The following is an 18,121-nucleotide window of genomic DNA, read 5'->3' on the forward strand; positions in this document are numbered from 1 at the left end:
CCGGTGACCTCGCGGTCACCGGCGCCATGGTCGGCGATCGGTGGTCAGGCGCCGATCGACATGTCGATGAACTCGTTGGTGGCGATGTCCTCAGGGGTGAGCCCGTCGGCGGGCGGGGTGCCCTGCTCGGTGAAGATCGGCGTGGTCTGCTCGATCAGCGTCTGCAGCCGCTCGGTGTCGAAGTTGCCGTGCGTGTCGTCCGGCCCGTTGCCGGCCAGCTCCAGCTCGTCCATCGTCTGCACCGCGTACTCGGCCACCTCCAGGGAGTACTGCCAGCCGGTGTCGTACTGCTCGACCAGCTCGACGATCAGGTCGTTGGCCTGCGCCGGGTCGGCGACGTAGTCCAGGTCGGCCTGCTGCATGACGGGGATGAGCTCGGACAGGCAGCCCGACAGGTCCTCCAGCTGGTCGGCCCGCACTGACAGCGACGAGGCGTAGACCTCGAACCCGGCATCATGGATCAGCTGGTACTCCACCGGCTTGCCCCAGGCGTCGACCTCGTTCTCGTAGATGAACGGCTCGGCGCTGGCGTAGCCCTGCTGGGCGTCCTCCCCGGCCGCGGCGACGAACGCCGCCGGCGTGCCGTCGTAGCTGCCGTCCAGCTGGTCCTCGCGGAGGATGCCGGCGCCGGTCAGGTAGTCCATGTACGCCGAGCCCTCGAAGTACCGCACGGTCGCGCCGGCCTCCCCGAGGTCGGCGATGCTGGTCACGTCCGGGTACGTCTCCGGGTCCCACATGATCATCTGCGGGGAGATGTCCAGCTGGGCCAGGACGCCCACCGTCGGCTGGCTGTCCGAGAGCTGGATCGCCTCGTCGGTGTCGACGTAGCCGAGGGTGATGGCGTCGTCGGAGTACATCTGCGCGCTGACCGCCTGGAAGCCGATCGCGGGCCCGCCGGCGCGGATCTCGACCATCACCCCGGTGCTGTCGCCGTTGCTGTCGACCAGCGTGCCGCTGACCGACTTGGCACCGGCGTCGATCTCCGGGTCCTCGCCGATCAGCTGGTAGATGCCGCCGTGCTCGGCCTCGGGGTTCCAGTCGGTCTGGATGACGACCGTGTCGGGGCAGCCGGCCGCGGCCAGGTCGGTGCCGCCGATCTCACCGGTCGGCGCGGCGCTGGCGGAATCGTCGCTGTCACCGCCGCAGGCGGTCAGTCCGAGGGCTGCGATGCTGATGGCCGCGAGGCCGATCGTGGTGCGGGTCCTGCGCACGCGTTCTCCTTGGTCAGAGCGGACGACGCCCCGGGGCAGGGCGTCGCAGAGCACGGCGCCGCCGGTGGGCGGCGTCGACAGATGTGCTGGACGGGGTGAAGGTCTCCGGGGGGCCGGCTCAGCCGGCGTCGCGGGACTGGTCGTACCAGCGGCCGACGGCGAGCTTCCCCAGCCAGCCGAACAGCAGGAACACCGCGATGCCCAGTGCGGCGGCCACGAGGATCGCGGCGAACAGCTCGGCGCCCTGCAGGCGGGACCGGAAGTTGTCCAGCACGATGCCGAGCCCCGGCGTGCCCTGCTTGAAGAAGATGTCGCCGACGATGGCGCCGACCACCGACAGCCCGGCAGAGATCCGGAACCCGGCGAACACCGCCGGCATCGCGGCCGGGAACTGCAGCTTGACCAGCCGGGTGACCCGGCCGGCGCCGTGCAGGTCGAACAGCTCGTGCATGCCCCGGTCGACCGACTGCAGGCCGAAGAGCGTGTTGGACACGATCGGGAACAGCGCGATGAGCACGCAGACGATCACCCGGGAGAGGAAGCCGAAGCCGAACCAGAAGCCGATCAGCGGCACCAGGGCGAGGATCGGGATGCACTGCAGAGCCACCGCGTAGGGGAACAGCGAGCGCTCCGCTGCCTTGGCCTGGCTCATCAGCACGGCCCAGCTCATGCCGATGACGATGGCGATCGCCAGCCCGGTGAAGGAGACCACCACCGTGTTCCAGAGGGCGGTGCCGATCCGTTCCATGGTGGGCCCGTCGAGGAGGGCATCGGTCACCACGTCCTGCGGCGGAGGCATGAGGAAGCGTCGACCGGGGTCGAGCACCAGGTAGGTGATCGCGTACCAGATGCCCAGCAGCACCGCGAGCACGCCGAGCGGGAGCAGCGCGTTGGCCATGGTCTTCCGCCGCCGGCGGACCAGTGGCGCCGCGCCGCCCCCGGAGAGCACCCCGTCGGACGACGACGGCGCCGGGGACGTCTGCACGGTGCTGGCCACGCGGGACTCCTCGGTGCTGGTCGGGCGGTGCTGGACGGCGGTCACGAGTGGCCCGCCCGCAGCGCGTGCGAGACCTGGCCGGCCAGCGCGGCGAACTCGGCGGTGAACCGCAGCTCCGGGGTGCGGTCGGGCCCGAACGGCACGTCGAAGGAGTCGACGATGCGGCCGGGGCGGCCGCTCATCACCAGCACCCGGGTGGACAGGTACACCGCCTCGCTCACCGAGTGGGTGATGAACAGCGCGCCGAAGCCCTTGCTGGTGAACAGCCGGATCAGCTCGTCGTTCAGCCGCTCCCGGGTGATCTCGTCCAGCGCGCCGAACGGCTCGTCGAAGAGGAACAGGTCTGGGTCGAGGGTGAGCGACCGGGCCAGCGAGGCGCGCATCTTCATCCCGCCGGACAGCGCCCGGGGCAGCTTCTTCTCGTGGCCCTTGAGGCCGACCAGTTCCAGCGCGTCACGGGAGGCCTGGTTGGTGGCGGTCTTGCTCATGCCGTGCAGCTCGGCGAGCAGCTGCACGTTCTTCAGCACCGACCGCCAGGGCAGCAGCGTGGCGTCCTGGAACACGTAGCCGATCCGCTCGGCGTCCATCTGCACCGTGCCCGCCGTCGCCGGGGACAGCCCCGAGGCGATCCGCAGCAGGGTGCTCTTCCCGCAGCCCGAGGGGCCGACGACGGTGACGAACTCACCGCGCCGGACGTCGAGGTCGACGCCCTCGAGGGCGACCGTGCCGTCGGGGAACGCCTTGGCGACGTCGCGGAAGTGCAGCACCCGGGTGCCGGCGGCCGGGGGTGCCGATCCGGCGAGAGGGACGCTGGTGGTGGCCGGGGCGCTGGCCGACAAGGTGCTCACGAGGCAGCTCCGGGGGTCTCGGGGGCGGCCGTGCGGCCGGCCCGTGGTGCGACCAGGCCACCTTCCGTGAGGTGTGTTTCGGTCGCGTGTGCCGGTCGTGAACGGCGCGCGCCGCCGGTCACGAATGGGCCACACCGGCGCCCACCGGACCCCGCACGTCCCGGACGACCTGCGTGCGGGCGAGCACCCGGTCCCCGGAGAGGACCACCCGGGCGGTGCCGGCGCCGGCCACGGCGGCGTCCAGGCTCTCCGCTTCGACGGCGAGGAACTCCGCGGCGGCGCCGGGCGCCACGGCGGGCACCGGGAGGCCGAGGCAGGCCCGCGCGCCGGCGCTGACCGCGTGCCAGGCCTGGCGGGTGGACAGGTGCCCGGCGGTCACCAGCAGCGAGGCCGCCTCGCAGGCGTCGGCCCGGCCCATCGGGTTGAACGGGTCGCGCAGGTTGTCCCCGCCCGCCCCCACGGTCACCCCGGCCGCCAGCAGCGTGGCGACGGCGGTGAGCCCCCGCGGTGGTCCGACGGCCACGTCGCGGCCCTGCAGGTAGAGGTTGGTCTGCGGCAGGGTCACCACGCCGACCCCGGCCCGGGCCACCGTCTCCGCCGTCGTCCGGGCGACCTCCGGCGGGTGGATCCCCAGGCTCACGCAGTGGCTGGCCGTCGCGCCGTGGTCGAAGCCGGTGGCCAGCACCCGCTCGGCCAGCCGGAGCAGTCCGTCGGCGGTGGGGTCCAGCGTCTCGTCGGTGTGCAGGTCCAGCGGCAGCCCGGCGTGCACAGCGGCGTCGAACGACAGCGCCAGCCCCGCCTCCCGGTCGGCCCACAGGTGCGGCACCCCGCCGACGACGTCCGTGCCCAGCTCGATCGCCTCGGCCAGCAGCCTCGGGGTCGCGGCCTCCTCCTCGGCCGTCCACGGCGCCGACAGCAGGGCGACCACCTGCACGTCGACCAGCCCGGCGAGGGCGTCGCGGACCTGGAGCAGCGCGCGCAGGTGCCGGGTGCCGGCGTGCACCCCGACGTCGGCGTGCGTGCGGATCGCCGTCGTCCCGTTGGCCAGGTACTCCAGTGCCGCCCGGGTGGCCCGTTCGACGAGGTCCTCGTGGGTGAAGTCGGCGGCGATCTGCCGGATCGCGGTGATCGCGCCGGCCAGGTCGCCGGTCGGGTTGGGCGCGCGGTGACTGGTCAGCGCCTTGTCCAGGTGGGCGTGCGGCTCGGCCGGGGCGGGCAGCAACAGGTGGCCGGTCAGGTCCAGGACGTCGTCGCCGGGGAGCGCGGGCAGCGACGGGGCGACGGCGGCGACGGTGCGCCCGTCGATCCGGACGTCGACCCGGCGCCCGTCGAGGTCGGTCACCGACTGCACCAGGAGCGTCATGCGCGCAGCCTCACCGGACCGTGTTCCCGGCCGGTTTCGCCGACGTGACGCGACCGGGCGTCAGAGGTCGAGCACGATGCGCGGACCGGCGGCGCGGGAGACGCAGACCATCATCACGGTGTCCTCGCACCTCTCGGCCGGGGTGAGGACGGAGTCGCGGTGCTCGACCGGCCCCTCCAGGACCGGCGTCTCGCAGGTACCGCAGGTGCCCACCCGGCAGGAGGACAGCACGACGGCGCCGGCTGCGGTGACGGCATCGAGCACGGACTCCCCCGGCTCCACGGTCACCGTCTCCCCGGACAGCGCGAGCTCGACCTCGAAGGGGCCGGGCCACACCGGCTCGCCGAACTCCTTGGCCTCGAACCGCTCGACGTGCAGCGCCGAGGGCGGCCAGCCGGCCAGCAGCTCCTCGACCGCGTCGACCAGCCCGGCGGGGCCGCAGACGTAGACCGCGGTGTCGTCCCGGGGCTCACCGAGCAGCTCGGCGAGGTCCAGCCGGGCGCCCTCGTCGGCAGCGTGCACCCGCACCCGGCTCGGGTGGGCTGCCGCCAGTTCCTCGGCGAACGCCATGGTCGCCCGGGACCGGCCGGCGTGGTCCAGCGTCCAGTCGGCGCCGGCGGCCTCCGCGGCGGCGACCATCGCGCGCAGCGGGGTGATGCCGATCCCGCCGGCGACGAACCGGTACCGAGTGCCGGGGGTGACGGTGAACTCGAAGTGGTTGCGCGGGCCGCGCACCCGCAGTCGCTGCCCGACCACCACCTCGTCGTGCATCGCCGCGGACCCGCCGCGCCCGGCCGGCTCGCGCAGGACGGCCACCCGCCAGCGGGACCGGTCGGCCGTGTCCCCGCAGAGCGAGTACTGCCGCTCCAGCCCTGGCCGGAGCACGACGTCGACGTGCGACCCGGGGGTCCAGGCGGGCAGGTCGCGGCCGTTGTGCGCGACCAGGTCCAGGGCCACGACCCCGGCGGCCAGCTCGGTGCGGGCGGCCACGACCAGGTCCCGTTCGACGTCGGAGAAGAAGCTCACGCGGCCGATCCTGCCCGGCGCCGGCGGGCCACCGGGGGCCGACCCGTCCAGGTCACACGCCCGTAACCGCAGGTCACACGGACGGAACCAGCGGCGGCTACCAAGGAGAAGTGACCGTCTCGCTCTCCCCGCCCCCCTCCGCCGTCGCCGCCCTGGAGGCCGAGCTCGTCGAGCTGCTCGGCGCCCGCAACGTCAGCAGCGAGCTGCGCACCCGTGAGCGGGCGTCGGTCGACGGCGCGCGGATGAGCCCGATCATCAGCGAGCTGCTGCCGCTGGGGCTGGCCGACCTGGTGGCCCTGCCGACCACCGCCGAGCAGATCGGCCTGGCCGTCGCCGCCGCCGTGCGGCACGGGGTGCCGGTCACCCCGCGCGGCAAGGGCACCGGCAACTACGGCCAGGGCATCCCGATGGCCGGAGGCCTGGTGCTGGACACCTCGCGGGCCCGGGCGGTGGTCGAGGTGGGCGACGGCTGGGTCACCGCCGAGGCCGGCACGCCGATGGTCACCATCGAGCGGGCCGCCGCGGCCACCGGCCAGCAGCTGTGGATGTACCCCTCGACCGCGCAGTCGTCGCTGGGCGGCTTCCTCGCCGGCGGCTCGGGGGGCACCGGCACCATCGCGCACGGCAGCAACGACATGGGCTTCGTGCTGGCCCTCGACGTCGTGCACGCCACCGGGTCCCCGGAGCTGGTGCACCTCGAGGGCGAGCAGGCGCAGCCCTTCGTGCACAACTACGGGACGGCGGGGGTCATCGCCCGGGCGACCGTGCGGCTGGAGCCGTTGCAGGAGTGGCGCGGGGTGTTCGCCAGCTTCCCCGACTTCCGCGGCGCGCTGTCGGTGCTGCGCGAGCTGGGCCGCCTCGAACCGCTCCCCCGGCTGGTGTCCGCGGACACCCCCGAGGTCACCGCCACCCTGCCGGCGGACCCGGCCTTCCCCGCCGGCCGGGCCAGCCTGCGGGTCATCGCCGACGAGCGCACCGTCGGCGCCGCCACCGCGCTGATCGAGGGCGCCGGCGGCCGGGTCGAGGACGTCCGGGAAGGGCCCCAGGTGGTGCTGGGCCTGAGCATGCTCAGCTACAACCACCCGATCGAGTGGCTGCAGAAGAGCGCGCCGGGCGTCTGGTTCCACGTCGAGGTCTCCGGCGATGCGCTGGTCGAGCGGATCGACGAGGTGCACGCCGTGTACGAGGGCGGGCTGCTGCACATCGAGGCCGGGCACACCGTGCCGATCGGCATGCTCGCCGGGGTGTACCGCAGCCCGGAGCAGGTGCGGGCGGGCATCGCGGCGCTGAACGCGATCGGCGTCGGCGTGCACGACCCGCACCAGTGGAACGTCGACTTCGAGCTGCACCGCACCGTCGAGACCGCGCGCCGCACCGATCCGCACGGGCTGCTCAACCCCGGGAAGCTCAACCCCGACTACGACGGACCGACCAAGGGCGCCATCCGGTGAGCGGCTCCGTCGTCGACCCAGGGATGCACCTCTTCGACCTGCACGCCGACGACGTGCCGCCGGCCGACCCGTTCGCCCTCGCGCGGCAGTGGCTGCCCGGTGACGACGAGCCGGACCGACCGCGCGTCACCCTGTCGACGATCGGCGAGGACGGGTACCCGGACGCGCGCACCGTGCTGCTGTCTGCCTTCGACGACACCGGTTTCGCGTTCCACACGGCCGCCACCAGCCGCAAGGTCGCCGAGCTGGCCGCCGCGCCCCGCGCCGCCCTCACCGTGCTGTGGCCGGACCACCAGCGGCAGCTCGTCGTGCGCGGCGACGTCGTCCCCGATGCGCCCGGGTCGGCCGTGACGGCCTGGCGGGCCCGGACGGCCTACCTGCGCCAGCTGGCCTGGCTGAACACCGACGAACTCGCCGGGCTGCCGCTCGACGAGCGGCGGGCGCGCTGGGCGGCCTTCACCACCCGGCCGGGTCTCCCCTCGCCGGCGGACTCCTGGACGGGCTACCGCCTGCAGCCCCGGGAACTCACCTTCTGGGCCGCGCACCCGGACACCGCCAGCCGTCGGCTGCAGTACGTGCGCGCGGACGACGGCTGGCGCACGGCCCACCTGGCCGGCTGAGGCACCCGACGCGCGGTCCGGCCCCGCGGACGCGGGCGCAACAGCCGCCACCGGCCGGCCGGGGCCCGAGCCGACCGCCGTCAGCGCGGTAACGTCCCGGCCGTGCCGGCGGCCAGCGTGCAGCGGGACCGGCCGCGCCGGCAGCTCGACGCCCTGACGTTCGGGCTGTTCACCGTCGCCCTGGGCACCAACGTGCCCACGCCGCTGCTGCTGGTCTACCGGCGCACCCTCGGGCTGTCCGACGCCGACATCACCGCCGTCTTCGGTTGTTATGCCCTGGGCCTGATCGCCGCGCTCACCGTCTCCGGCACTGCGTCGGACCGGTTCGGCCGGCGGGCGGTCGTGCTCCCCTTCGCCGTCCTGGCCGGGCTGGTCTCGCTGCTGTTCCTGCCCGCCGCCGAGCACCTGCCGCTGCTCTACCTGGGCCGGCTGCTGCAGGGCGCGGTCTCCGGCGTGGTCTTCTCCGTGGCCAACGCCTGGCTGCAGGAGCTGGCCGGCCCGGACGGTCAGCGGTCGGCGGCCACCCGCGGTGCGGTGTCCACCTCGCTGGGCTTCGCGATCGCCCCGGCGATGAGCGGGCTGCTCGCCCAGTACGGCCCGGCACCCACGACGCTGCCCTACCTGGTGCACGTCGCGGTCCTGCTCGTGGGGCTGGCCGCGCTGGCCGGCGTCCCGGAGACGGTGCAGGCCCGGGTTCCGGGCCAGGCGCCCGGCCTGGGCCTGCCGCCGGAGGCCCGGCGGCCGTTCTGGGCCGTGCTCGCCCCGACCGCCATCGGGGTGTTCGCCTTCCCCACGGTCGCGGCGACCCTGCTGCCGCTGCTGGTCGTCCCGGACGGGGTCGGCGTCGCCTACGCCGGCCTGATCGCCGGGCTCGCCCTGGGCGCCAGCGCGGTCGCCGCGCGGCTGGGCCGGCGGGCCGACCGGGGTGCGGCGCCGCTGGGCATGGCGCTGGCCGCGGTCGGGCACGCGGTCGGGGTGGGCGCCATCGTGGCCGGCTGGCAGGCGTTGCTGCTGCCCGCGGCCGCTCTGCTGGGGGCAGCGGGCGGGCTGTGCCTCACCGCCGGGCTCACCCTCACCGCCCGGCTCGCGCCGCCGCACACCCGCGGGGCGATGAACAGCGCCTTCTACGCCTTCGCCTACGCCGGCTTCGGCACCCCGCTGCTGCTCGCCGCACTCGGCTCTGCCTGGGGCACCGTCCCGGTGATGACCGGGTTCCTCGTCGTCCCGCTCGCCCTGGGCGGCTGGCTGACGCGTGAGCTGCGCCGCCGCGGCTGACCCGGGCCGGTCAGCTGTGCTCGGCCCACACGTCCCAGCCCAGCCGTGCGATGAGCACGGTCACCACCACCAGGAAGACCACCCGGATGAACCGGCTGCCCCGGCTGGTCGCGGTCCGGGCACCCAGGTAGGCCCCGACCGTGTTGGCCGCGCCGAGCAGCAGGCCCAGCCCCCAGAAGACCGACCCGTGCGGCACGAAGAACAGCAGAGCCCCGAGGTTGGTGGCGCAGTTGACGATCTTGGCCTTGGCACTGGCGGCGAGGAAGTCGTAGCCCAGCAGCGAGACCAGGGCGAAGACCAGGAACGAGCCGGTGCCCGGCCCGAGGATGCCGTCGTAGAAGCCGATGACCACCCCGACCACGGCCGCGATGCCGTGGTGCCGCCGGCCCACGTGCCGCAGCGCGGTCACCTCCCCCAGCGCCGGGCGCAGCACGGTGAACGCCCCGATGCCGACCAGCGCCACCACGATCACCGGCTTGAAGACGTCGGCCGGCAGCAGGGCCGCGACCGAGGCGCCCACGAAGCTGCTCACCAGCGCCACGCCGGCCATCGGCAGCGCCGTCCGCAGGTCCGGGCGCACCCGCCGGTAGAAGGTGACGGCGCTGGTGCTCGTGCCGAGGATCGAGCCGAGCTTGTTCGTGGCCAGCGCCTGCACCGGGGTGAGCCCGGGCACCAGCAGCAGGGCGGGCAGCTGCACCAGGCCACCGCCGCCGACGACGGCGTCGATGAAGCCGGCGGTGAGCGCGGCCAGCAGCACCAGCACCAGCACGGTCGGGGTGAGGCCCTCGGGGAGCAGGTCGAGCGCGAGGACGTCGGTCATCCGGCGGAGCGGGCGGTCGACGCCGCCGGGCGAGGGCGGGAGGGCACCGGCACACGGTAGGAGGCCGCCCGGCGGGCCCGACGGGCGGTCAGTGGGGCGTGGGGAACGACCGGTCGCCGAAGAGCACCCGGCGGGCGGCGGCCCGGCCGACCGGCGTCCGGAGCACGGCGAGGCCGGCCGCTGCCATCGCCGGCGTGCGCACCTGGGCCAGCCCCTGCCGCAGCAGCAGCCGACCGCGGAACGAGGTGCGCAGCGCGGCGCCGTCGTAGTGGTCCAGCGGATCGGGCCGCCCGGCCTGCAGCGCATCGGAGAGGACGTCGGCGGCGTGCTCGGACAGCCGCAGGCACGGGTCCAGGCCGCCGGCGGTGAGCGGGGAGACCGCGCCCGCCGCGTCGCCGACCAGCAGGCCCTCCGCGCAGCCGATCCGGCGCAGCAGCCCGCCGACCGGGATGGGGCCACCGCGCCGTTCGACCTCGCCGACCCGGTCGATTCGGTCGAGGCCGGGTGCGGCGGCCCGGAACCGCGTCAGCGCGGCGCGCATGCCCCCGGGGAAGCGGTCGGGGTAGCCGGCCACGCCCACGTGGGCGTGCTCGCCGTCGTCCACCACCCAGGCCAGGTAGCCCGGGGCGAGCGAGGGGTCGAGCACGCAGTGGAACGCCGGCGGCCCAGCACCCGGCGACACCGGGAACACCTCCTCGGCGCCGACCAGCAGCTGCCGGTTCCGGTCCAGGCCCAGGTCACGGGCGACCCGGGACCGGGCGCCGTCGGCACCCACCAGGAACCGGGCCCGCACCCGCACCGGCCCCTCCGGGCCGGCCAGCCGGACGCCGTCGTCCGCACGCCCGAGGTAGCGGGTGCCCAGCGCCAGCCGCACGCCGGCGTCCACCGCCGTCCGGGCCGCGGCGAGGTAGAGCCCCGCCATGTCGCCGACCCGGTACTCGTCGCGCGCGCTGTCCAGGGTCACCGGGCGCTGCAGCGAGGGCGGGTAGAGCACCACGCGGCGGATCGGCGGCCCGAGGCAGTCCTCCGGCAGCGGGAAGTCGTCGAGAGTCTTGCGGACGAAGATCCCGGTGGTGCGGATCGCGCCGGTGAGCGTGGTGCGCCGCTCGGCCACCAGCACCTGGTGGCCCCGCCGGGCCAGCAGCGTGGCGGTGTGCAAGCCGGCCAGACCGGCGCCGACGACCAGCACGTCGACGGCGTCGGGACCGGTCACCCCTCCCCCGCCGGGGCGCCGACCGCGACCTGCTCGTCGTCGGCGTCCGCCACCCACTCGAGCAGGTCACCGGGCTGGCAGTCGAGCACCCGGCACATCGCCTCCAGGGTGCTGAACCGCACCGCCTTGGCCCGGCCGTTCTTGAGCACCGCGACGTTGGCCGGGGTCAGCCCGACCCGCTCGGCGAACTCCCCCACGCTCATCTTGCGCCGGGCCAGCTGGACGTCGATCCGCACCACGATCGGCATCAGATGACGGCTTCCATGTCGGTCCGCAGGGTGGTGGCCTGGCGCAGCAGCGCCCGCAGCACGACCATCAGCAGCCCGAGCACGGTGACGCCGGACCAGGTGAGCACCAGCAGGATCGGGACCGCGGGGTCGTCGGCGCGGAAGCCCGACCACAGCGTGACGCCGGTCAGCACGACCCACGCGGCGGCGACCGCGCGCACGATCGCGTCCACCCACGCCGAGGAGGCGTCGCTGAAGATGCGGTCGTCCTCCACCAGGGTGAGCAGCTTCCACGTGGCGACGACGACCACCTGCACGCAGAGCACCAGGAAGACGGCGACGGCGGTCAGCGGCCACCGCAGGTGTGCGTCCTGCGGCGACTCCTGCGCCTGCTGCGCGAACTCCCCGGGGAGCGAGACCGTCTGCAGGACGACCAGCAGCACGAAGAGCACCACGAGGAAGACCCGGAGCGGGGCCACGGCCCGTTGTTCGATCGCCATGCATCGAATGTCGTTGACTGTCTATCGAAAGTCAATCGATGCAGCATGCGTGTCGCCCGATCAGGAAGCTGCCCGGGACGACGGGTCAGTCCCTCTCGGGCTCGGGGGACGTCGGCACGAGGGCGGCGGCTCAGGCGGCGAGGTCGGCCAGGAGCCGCGACCGTGCCACCGGTGACAGGGCGGCCGGCGTCGCGCTGTGGTTGGACGCCGAGGACGCGCAGGCGCTGCACGACGCCCTGGTCGATGCGGGCGTGCCCGTCCCGGGGGTGCCGGGGGCCCGTTCGGCCGGACGTCCACCTTCCTGGACCCCGACGGTCCCGCGATCACGGTGCACGACCGGGCCTGACCGGTCGCCGGGGTCAGCGGTAGTTGACGTGCACGTGGTCGAAGTGGTTCGCCGTCACGCCACCCCGGTCCTCCATCGGCTTCCAGGAGCCGCCCGGCGAGCTGAGCATCCGCTGCTCCCAGATCACGTACGCGACGCCGAGCTCGGCCCAGTGGTCGATGTGGTACTGGGCGATGGCGTCCCCGAGGGCCGCGTCGGACATGACCATGTAGTCCAGCGCCAGGCCGGACGGGTGCCCGCCGGGATCGGCCGCGCTGGCCCGCGTGCCGCCGAGCGTGATGCCGGCGGCACCCGGCACGTTGGAGACGACCTGGTCGGCAGCCCGCTGGACCTGCGGCTTGACGCTGCCGGCGTTGTTCGTGATCCGGGCGACGGCACCGGCGATCGCGGCCGAGACGGAACCGGCGGACGGCTTGGCGGCGGACGGGCGGCCGGCCGCCGCGTTGGCCCGCTGCTCGGCGGCCGCCTGCTCCTGGGCAGCGGCCTCGGCGGCAGCCTGGGCGGCGGCAGCGGCAGCCGCCTCCTCGGCGGCGCGGGCGGCGGCCTCCGCCTCGAGCCGCTGGCGGTCGAGCTCGGCCTGGTCGGCGGCCGCCTGCGCCTGCTGGGCGGCGGTCTCGGCGGCCTCACGGGTGCTGCGGCTGGCGGCCAGCTGCTCCAGCGACGCCAGGTCCCGCGCCGGGTCGACCGGTGCGGACAGCGCGCTCAGGCCGAGCTCCTCGGCCACGCTGACCGGCTCGGAGACGCCGACCGCCTGCGCGGCCGGCTCGGCGCCGACCAGGACGTTGACCAGGACCGCGCCGGCAGCGGCGGCCCCCAGGAAGACCCCGGGACGGCGGGCGGCGGCGAGCGTGCCGCGGCGCGGCTGGGTGCTCCGGCGACGCAGGCCGGACAGGGTGGCGCGGGGGTGCATGAGTCGTGGTGCTCCGAGGGGTGCGAGCGCAGCTCCGACGACCCGGCGGGTGTGGGCTACGGCGGGTGTACGGGCTCCCCTGCGGGGGCGAGACGACCGACCGGACCCGGCCACGCTAACCGTCGTTGCAGTTTCGTGACAATGCATCGGCGTGAATTCGTTCCGTGACGATGTGCGCGCCTCCGAGTGGGCCTCCGTCCGGCGGAGCGCCGCCGCGCCGACGTGACCTGCACTCCCTCCGCTGGGACCGCTCGCATCTCCGCGCCCGGTTGCGAGGCAGACCACACCCGAGGTCGGCGCACTGACCGGGCACGACCTGGGTGTCCCCTCCGGCCGCGTCGGTGACGTCGAGGGACCGTCGCCCAGGGCCTCGCGCCGGTGTGCCGCGCGCGTGCTCCGCGGGTGGACGGCGCGGCGGGTCGCACCGTCCGGTAGGACCGTCGGCATGACCGAGGACTTCGACGCCGTCGTTCGCGCGCTGCACGAGGAGGGCGTCCGGGCCGACGCGGTCCAGACCGACCGGTCGCGCCGCCGCCGCAACCTGGACCCGGACGAGGCAGCCCTGCTCGGGCTGGTCTGCGAGGCCATGGGCGCCCGCCGGGTGCTGGAGGTCGGCACCTCCAACGGGTTCTCCACCCTGTGGCTGGCCCGGGCCGTGCACGACCGCGGCGGCACGGTGCTCAGCGTCGACGTCGATGCCGTCGGCCAGCGCGCGGCGGCGGCGAACCTGGCCCGTGTGGGCCTGCACGAGGACGTCGAGCTGCGCTGCGCCGACGGTGGCCAGGTGCTCCGTGAGCTGCCCGACCGCAGCCAGGACGTCGTCTTCCTGGACGCCGACCGCTCCCACTACCTCGACTGGTGGCCGCACCCGGTGCGGGTGCTCCGCCCCGGCGGTCTGCTCGCCATCGACAACGTGCTCTCCCACCCCGACCAGGTCGCCGAGCTGCGCGGGCTGATCGACGCCGACCCCCGGCTGCGGGCCACCGTCTCCACCGCCGGGAAGGGCCTGCTGCTGGCGGTCACCCGCGCCTGACCCCCCCACGGGTCAGACCCGGGCGGCCAGCCGCAGCACCGCCTCGGCCACCACGTCGGGCCGGTCCGCGGGGACGAAGTGGCTGGCGTCGTCGACCCAGGTCAGCCGCGCACCGGGCAGGTCGTCGGCCAGCCGCTGGCCGTGCTCGGGCTTCATCTGGTGGTCCTTGCGCCCCCAGACCACCTCCGCGGGCAGGTCCAGCCGGGGCAGGAACGGCGCGACCGTCTGGGTGTAGACCGAGTCCAGCGACCGCAGGTGCCGGGCCAGCCGGCTCGGCCCCCCGGGTTCGGCCCACGGGGCGACGAAGTCGTCGATGAAGCTGCCGGCCCGTTCCTGGTGGGCGAAGAGCGTGCGCAGCGCCGGCCGGAGGGCGGCGGCCACGGCCGCCGGCGGGAGCCGGTCGATCACCGACCAGGCCGCCTTCATGGCGCGCACCAGCGGCACCGGCCAGGCGTCGTAGCAGACGCCGTCGACGACGCCGAGCCCGGCGACCCGCGAGGTGTTGGTGGTCGCCAGGATCTGCGCGACCCCGCCGCCCAGGTCGTGCCCGACCACCACCACCCGGTCCAGCTCCAGGACGTCGAGCAGGTCGACCAGCAGCGCAGCCTGCGTCGCCAGGTCCACCCGTGCGCCGTCCGGGGCCGGTGAGTCGCCGTAGCCGAGCATGTCGACGGCGAACACGCGGGCGTACCCGCACACCGCGGGCACCACGTCGGCCCACAGCCGGTGGTTGGTCGGGATGCCGTGCACCAACAGGACCGCCGGGCCGCTCTCCCCCGCCGTCCACACGTTCAGCCGGTGCTCGCCGACGTCGACCTGCTGGGTGGGGCCGAGCTGTGCTGCCATGCCGGTGACATGCCCGGCCGCCCGGCATCGATGCACGGACCAGGAGACCGAGCCGATCGGGACCGCGTCGCCCGGCCAGCACACCCGCGCGGCCGGCGGCATGATCGACAGCTGGCCCGCGCCCGGGCCCCCTCACCGTCCGCCCCGGAGGAACGACCCGATGGACCAGCTCCACCTGGCCTACGCCCTGGTCGGCAGCCTCGCCGTCGCGCTGGCCGCGCTGTCCAGCCGGATCCGCGACCTGCCGTTGAGCGAGCCGCTGCTGGCCCTGCTGCTCGGCGTGCTGGTCGGCCCGCAGCTGCTCGGCCTGATCGAGGTGTCGGAGGCCACCCGCCCGACCCTGCTCAGTGAGATGGGCCGGGTGCTGCTGGCCATCTCGCTGATCGGGGTCGCCCTGCGCTACCCGGTCCGCCGGCTGCGGCCGATCCTGACTCCCACCACGCTGCTGGTGACGGTCGGCATGGTGGGCATGGCGGCGCTGTCGGCCGGGCTGGCCTGGCTGCTGCTCGGTGTGCCGATGGCGCTCGCCGCCCTGCTGGGTGCCTGCATCGCACCCACCGACCCGGTGCTGGCCTCCAGCGTGGTGACCGGCAAGCCGGCCGAGGAGCACCTCCCGGCCCGGACCCGGCAGCTGCTCTCCGCCGAGTCCGGGACCAACGACGGGCTGGCGCTGCCGCTGGTGCTGCTGGGCATCGCCCTGGTGGTCGGCGAGTCCATGGGGCACGCCGCGCTGGACGGCGTCTACCAGGTGGTCGTGGGCACCGCGATCGGCGCCGCCGCCGGGTTCGTCGCCGGGCGGGCCGTGACGTTCGCCCTGCGCCGGTCCGACGTCTCCGAGGGAGCCTCGCTGATCTTCACCCTGGTGCTGGCCATCGCCGTCCTGGGCCTGGCCCGGGTGGCGAACACCGACGGCGTGCTGGCCGTCTTCGTGGCGGGGCTGGCCTACAACGCCGTCGTCGCGAACGACGAGGTCGGGCCGCAGAACACCATCGACGAGGGGGTCAACCGCTACGTCGTCCTGCCGCTGTTCCTGCTGCTGGGCATCGAGCTGCCCTGGTCGGAGTGGGTCGACCTGGGCTGGGGCGCGGTGGTGTTCCCGGTCGCGGTGCTGCTGCTGCGCCGGCTGCCGGTGGTGCTCGCGCTGATCCGGCCGCTGGGGCTGCGGCTGCGCGATGCGGTCTTCCTCGGCTGGTTCGGGCCGATCGGGGTGAGCGCGGTCTTCTACCTGACCTTCAGCGCCGAGGAGGGCGTCGCCGACCCCCGGCTGTGGGCGGCCGGCAGCCTGGTCGTGGCCGCGAGCACGCTGGCGCACGGGGTGAGCTCCGCCCCGGGCCGTCGCCTGTACCGGCGGGCCGCCGGGGACTGACCGCCGCGGCCGGTGTTGCAGTCGCCTTGCAGCTGCGTGGCGTTCCCGCGACATCCCGGCTGGGCAGGAGCCCGGCGGGCACCGGTCCTGTCCGGCCACCTGACGCGTGCGGCGACAGGACCGGACCAGCAGGACCCACGCCGGGCAGCCGGCCGGACCGCGACGAGTGCGGGGAGGACGGTGCCCGAGCGATGAGCGCCGTCGACGTGGTCCCCGAGCTCGCCGTCCACCGGACGCACCCGCTGACCGCCCCGGCCGTCTGGCGGGTCATCCGCCACGAGGGCCTGGGGTCGTTGACCGTCCGGTCGTTCGCCCGGCTGCGGCACGGTGACGGCTTCTCCCATGCCCGGGCGACCGGGTTCCAGGTCTCCCTCGCCGTGGTCCCGCTGGTCATCGCCGTCATCGGGTTGAGCCAGCTGCTCGGCGCCTCCTGGATGGGCCTGGTGCTGCGCCGGACGCTGCTGCAGCTGACGCCGGGGGCGTCGGACGCCCTGGTCCGGCAGACGCTCCCCGGGTCCGACGAGTCGGCGCTGCGCGTCTCGGCGTTCGTCTTGGTGGTCGCCGCCGCCCTGCTGGCGCTGACCACCGCCATGGCCCAGCTGGAACGCGGCGCCAACCGGGTCTACGGGATCGACACCGACCGCCCGACCCGAGGCAGGTACGGCCGTGCGCTGGTGCTCGCCGTGGCCGCCGGCCTGCCTGCGATGGCCGGGTCGCTGGTGCTCGTGGCCGGCAGCGCGTTCGCCGAGGCGGTCGAGCAGGTCCACGGCATCGACGACGACCTCGTGCTGCTGCTGACCTGGCCGGTCGGGGTGCTGCTGGTCGTCGGCCCGGTGACCGTGCTGCTCAGGTCGGCCCCCCACCGGCGGCAGCCGGGCTGGACCGTCCTGCTGTTCGGTGGCGGGCTGGCGCTGCTGGCGTGGACCGGACTCACCCTGCTGCTGGCCGGGGCGCTCCAGCTGTCCGCCGGCTTCGGCAGCGTCTACGGGCCGCTCACCGGCGTGGTCGTCCTCCTCCTGTGGTCGCAGATGGCCTCGGCGGCGATCCTCTTCGGGTTCGCCGTCTCCGCCGAGCTGGAGCTGGTCGCCGGCGCCACCCCCGATCCGTCCCGCCCGTCCCCTCCCGAGGAGCACCGATGACCGACGTCGTCTCGTTCGACGGCACCCACCTGGCCGTGACCACCTGGGGTGCCGACGACGCGCCGCTGGTCGTGCTCGTCCACGGGCTGGGCATGTCCACCAGCTCGTGGGGCGAGGTGCCCGACCGGCTGGCCGGCACCTGCCGGGTGGTCGCCTACGACCTGCGCGGGCACGCCCGGAGCGGGCCGGCGGGCACCGGCCGGTACCGGCTGGCCAGCCACGCCGCCGACCTCGCCGCGGTGCTGGCCCACGTCCGGCGGGACGGCGAGCAGGTGACGCTGGTCGGCCACAGCCTCGGCGGGGCGATCCTGCTGGAACACGTGGCCGCCGCGGGGGCCGAGCACGTCGCCGGCGCCGTGTTCGCCGGCTCGGGCGGCTCGGCGGTCACCGTGCCCGGACTGCCGGGCCGGGGCCTGCCCGCGCCGGTGGGCACCGTCGTCCGGACCGCCTGGCTGGGCCTGCTGCTGCTGGGCGTGCGCCTCGGGCGCCGGCTGCGCGGCTGGGACGCGGTCACCGACCGGGTGTCGCGGCGGTGGGCGTTCGCCCCGCACGAGCCGGCCGACCTGGTCTCCCGCGCCCGCGCGGACTTCCTGGCCACCCGTCCGCGTGCCCTCGCCGGCACCGTGCTGGCCAGCATCAGCCACGACGGGCAGCGGCTGGCCCCGGCGCTGACCGCGCCGGCGGTGGTGGTGCACGGCGGGCAGGACAGCGAGGTGCCCGACGACGACGCCCGGCGGCTGCTCGACGCCCTGCCCGACGGGGAGCTGGTGACCCTGCCGCGCAGCGGCCACATGCTGCCGCTGACCGACCCGGAGGTGGTCGCCGACCGGATCGCCGCGCTGGTCCGGCGGACGCAGGCGGAGCACACCGGCTGAGCGGCGCGGGGACCGCTGCCGGCGGCGGTCCAGGAGTTGGTGACCGGTGCGGCCG

At 75.1% G+C, this 18,121-nt stretch carries 18 protein-coding genes; 7 read left to right on the forward strand and 11 right to left on the reverse strand.

Annotation, left to right across the window (positions count from 1 at the left end; all coding sequences use genetic code 11):
- Positions 1 to 44: 44 nt before the first annotated feature.
- The 5 genes from HLA93_RS14020 to HLA93_RS14040 all read right to left on the reverse strand — a co-directional run bounded on the left by HLA93_RS14020 (position 45) and on the right by HLA93_RS14040 (position 5,445).
- Positions 45 to 1,211, reverse strand: a complete 1,167-nt coding sequence (locus tag HLA93_RS14020) for an ABC transporter substrate-binding protein (protein WP_222195008.1) — start codon at positions 1,209 to 1,211, stop codon at positions 45 to 47.
- A gap of 118 nt (positions 1,212 to 1,329) precedes the next feature.
- Positions 1,330 to 2,253 (reverse strand): ABC transporter permease, encoded by a 924-nt coding sequence (locus HLA93_RS21020; RefSeq protein WP_308128130.1) that lies wholly within the window; start codon positions 2,251 to 2,253, stop codon positions 1,330 to 1,332.
- Positions 2,250 to 3,056 (reverse strand): ABC transporter ATP-binding protein, encoded by an 807-nt coding sequence (locus HLA93_RS14030; RefSeq protein ID WP_308128131.1) that lies wholly within the window; start codon positions 3,054 to 3,056, stop codon positions 2,250 to 2,252. The genes HLA93_RS21020 and HLA93_RS14030 overlap by 4 nt, the downstream gene beginning before the upstream one ends.
- A 118-nt stretch (positions 3,057 to 3,174) precedes the next feature.
- Entirely contained in the window at positions 3,175 to 4,419 is a 1,245-nt protein-coding gene (locus tag HLA93_RS14035; protein ID WP_222195009.1) for an amidohydrolase family protein, read from the reverse strand.
- 60 nt (positions 4,420 to 4,479) lie between these two features.
- The gene (locus HLA93_RS14040; protein ID WP_222195010.1) at positions 4,480 to 5,445 is read right to left on the reverse strand and encodes a PDR/VanB family oxidoreductase; all 966 of its coding nucleotides are present in this window, start codon (positions 5,443 to 5,445) and stop codon (positions 4,480 to 4,482) included.
- A 110-nt stretch (positions 5,446 to 5,555) separates the two neighbouring features.
- Between HLA93_RS14040 and HLA93_RS14045 the strand changes: the two genes are divergently transcribed.
- The 3 genes from HLA93_RS14045 (at position 5,556) to HLA93_RS14055 (ending at position 8,791) form a co-directional block, all read left to right on the forward strand.
- Positions 5,556 to 6,896 (forward strand): FAD-binding oxidoreductase, encoded by a 1,341-nt coding sequence (locus HLA93_RS14045; RefSeq protein WP_222195011.1) that lies wholly within the window; start codon positions 5,556 to 5,558, stop codon positions 6,894 to 6,896.
- A complete protein-coding gene (locus HLA93_RS14050; protein WP_222195012.1) occupies positions 6,893 to 7,516 on the forward strand; it encodes a pyridoxamine 5'-phosphate oxidase family protein in 624 nt (207 codons plus the stop codon). Before HLA93_RS14045 ends, HLA93_RS14050 begins: the two co-directional genes overlap by 4 nt.
- Before the next feature lie 102 nt (positions 7,517 to 7,618).
- On the forward strand, positions 7,619 to 8,791 hold the full coding sequence (locus tag HLA93_RS14055) for an MFS transporter (protein WP_222195013.1): 1,173 nt from the start codon (positions 7,619 to 7,621) through the stop codon (positions 8,789 to 8,791).
- Positions 8,792 to 8,801: 10 nt separating this feature from the next.
- Here the strand turns inward: HLA93_RS14055 and HLA93_RS14060 are convergent, their stop codons facing one another.
- The 5 genes from HLA93_RS14060 to HLA93_RS14080 form a co-directional block, all read right to left on the reverse strand.
- The gene (locus HLA93_RS14060; RefSeq protein ID WP_222195014.1) at positions 8,802 to 9,611 is read right to left on the reverse strand and encodes a TSUP family transporter; all 810 of its coding nucleotides are present in this window, start codon (positions 9,609 to 9,611) and stop codon (positions 8,802 to 8,804) included.
- An 88-nt stretch (positions 9,612 to 9,699) separates the two neighbouring features.
- Positions 9,700 to 10,824, reverse strand: a complete 1,125-nt coding sequence (locus HLA93_RS14065) for an NAD(P)/FAD-dependent oxidoreductase (RefSeq protein WP_222195015.1) — start codon at positions 10,822 to 10,824, stop codon at positions 9,700 to 9,702.
- The gene (locus HLA93_RS14070) at positions 10,821 to 11,072 is read right to left on the reverse strand and encodes a helix-turn-helix domain-containing protein (protein WP_222195016.1); all 252 of its coding nucleotides are present in this window, start codon (positions 11,070 to 11,072) and stop codon (positions 10,821 to 10,823) included. The genes HLA93_RS14065 and HLA93_RS14070 overlap by 4 nt, the downstream gene beginning before the upstream one ends.
- Positions 11,072 to 11,551 (reverse strand): DUF2975 domain-containing protein, encoded by a 480-nt coding sequence (locus tag HLA93_RS14075; RefSeq protein WP_222195017.1) that lies wholly within the window; start codon positions 11,549 to 11,551, stop codon positions 11,072 to 11,074. Before HLA93_RS14075 ends, HLA93_RS14070 begins: the two co-directional genes overlap by 1 nt.
- Before the next feature lie 359 nt (positions 11,552 to 11,910).
- Positions 11,911 to 12,807: a hypothetical protein gene (locus HLA93_RS14080; RefSeq protein WP_222195018.1), complete on the reverse strand. Its 897-nt coding sequence runs from the start codon at positions 12,805 to 12,807 to the stop codon at positions 11,911 to 11,913.
- A 445-nt stretch (positions 12,808 to 13,252) separates the two neighbouring features.
- On the opposite strand from HLA93_RS14080, the gene HLA93_RS14085 reads away from it, so the two are divergent.
- Entirely contained in the window at positions 13,253 to 13,840 is a 588-nt protein-coding gene (locus HLA93_RS14085) for an O-methyltransferase (protein ID WP_222195019.1), read from the forward strand.
- A gap of 12 nt (positions 13,841 to 13,852) precedes the next feature.
- Here HLA93_RS14085 and HLA93_RS14090 read toward each other — a convergent pair whose 3' ends face one another.
- Positions 13,853 to 14,686, reverse strand: a complete 834-nt coding sequence (locus HLA93_RS14090) for an alpha/beta fold hydrolase (RefSeq protein ID WP_222195020.1) — start codon at positions 14,684 to 14,686, stop codon at positions 13,853 to 13,855.
- A 160-nt stretch (positions 14,687 to 14,846) separates the two neighbouring features.
- Between HLA93_RS14090 and HLA93_RS14095 the strand changes: the two genes are divergently transcribed.
- From HLA93_RS14095 to HLA93_RS14105, 3 genes are all read left to right on the forward strand, one after another.
- Positions 14,847 to 16,052, forward strand: a complete 1,206-nt coding sequence (locus tag HLA93_RS14095; protein WP_222195021.1) for a cation:proton antiporter domain-containing protein — start codon at positions 14,847 to 14,849, stop codon at positions 16,050 to 16,052.
- 191 nt (positions 16,053 to 16,243) lie between these two features.
- Positions 16,244 to 17,191: a YhjD/YihY/BrkB family envelope integrity protein gene (locus HLA93_RS14100; RefSeq protein WP_222195022.1), complete on the forward strand. Its 948-nt coding sequence runs from the start codon at positions 16,244 to 16,246 to the stop codon at positions 17,189 to 17,191.
- A complete protein-coding gene (locus HLA93_RS14105) occupies positions 17,188 to 18,066 on the forward strand; it encodes an alpha/beta fold hydrolase (RefSeq protein WP_222195023.1) in 879 nt (292 codons plus the stop codon). The genes HLA93_RS14100 and HLA93_RS14105 overlap by 4 nt, the downstream gene beginning before the upstream one ends.
- The last annotated feature ends 55 nt before the right edge of the window (positions 18,067 to 18,121 follow it).

This window comes from Modestobacter italicus (genome assembly GCF_019799965.1).
Taxonomy (GTDB): domain Bacteria; phylum Actinomycetota; class Actinomycetes; order Mycobacteriales; family Geodermatophilaceae; genus Modestobacter; species Modestobacter italicus_A.

Coding starts and splice junctions, on each gene's coding strand:
- HLA93_RS14070 (WP_222195016.1), bottom strand. CDS start 11,072: ATGCCGATCGTGGTGCGGATCGACGTCCAGCTGGCCCGGCGCAAGATG.
- HLA93_RS14060 (WP_222195014.1), bottom strand. CDS start 9,611: ATGACCGACGTCCTCGCGCTCGACCTGCTCCCCGAGGGCCTCACCCCG.
- HLA93_RS14090 (WP_222195020.1), bottom strand. CDS start 14,686: ATGGCAGCACAGCTCGGCCCCACCCAGCAGGTCGACGTCGGCGAGCAC.
- HLA93_RS14095 (WP_222195021.1), top strand. CDS start 14,847: ATGGACCAGCTCCACCTGGCCTACGCCCTGGTCGGCAGCCTCGCCGTC.
- HLA93_RS14100 (WP_222195022.1), top strand. CDS start 16,244: ATGAGCGCCGTCGACGTGGTCCCCGAGCTCGCCGTCCACCGGACGCAC.
- HLA93_RS14105 (WP_222195023.1), top strand. CDS start 17,188: ATGACCGACGTCGTCTCGTTCGACGGCACCCACCTGGCCGTGACCACC.
- HLA93_RS14085 (WP_222195019.1), top strand. CDS start 13,253: ATGACCGAGGACTTCGACGCCGTCGTTCGCGCGCTGCACGAGGAGGGC.
- HLA93_RS14075 (WP_222195017.1), bottom strand. CDS start 11,551: ATGGCGATCGAACAACGGGCCGTGGCCCCGCTCCGGGTCTTCCTCGTG.
- HLA93_RS14035 (WP_222195009.1), bottom strand. CDS start 4,419: ATGACGCTCCTGGTGCAGTCGGTGACCGACCTCGACGGGCGCCGGGTC.
- HLA93_RS14080 (WP_222195018.1), bottom strand. CDS start 12,807: ATGCACCCCCGCGCCACCCTGTCCGGCCTGCGTCGCCGGAGCACCCAG.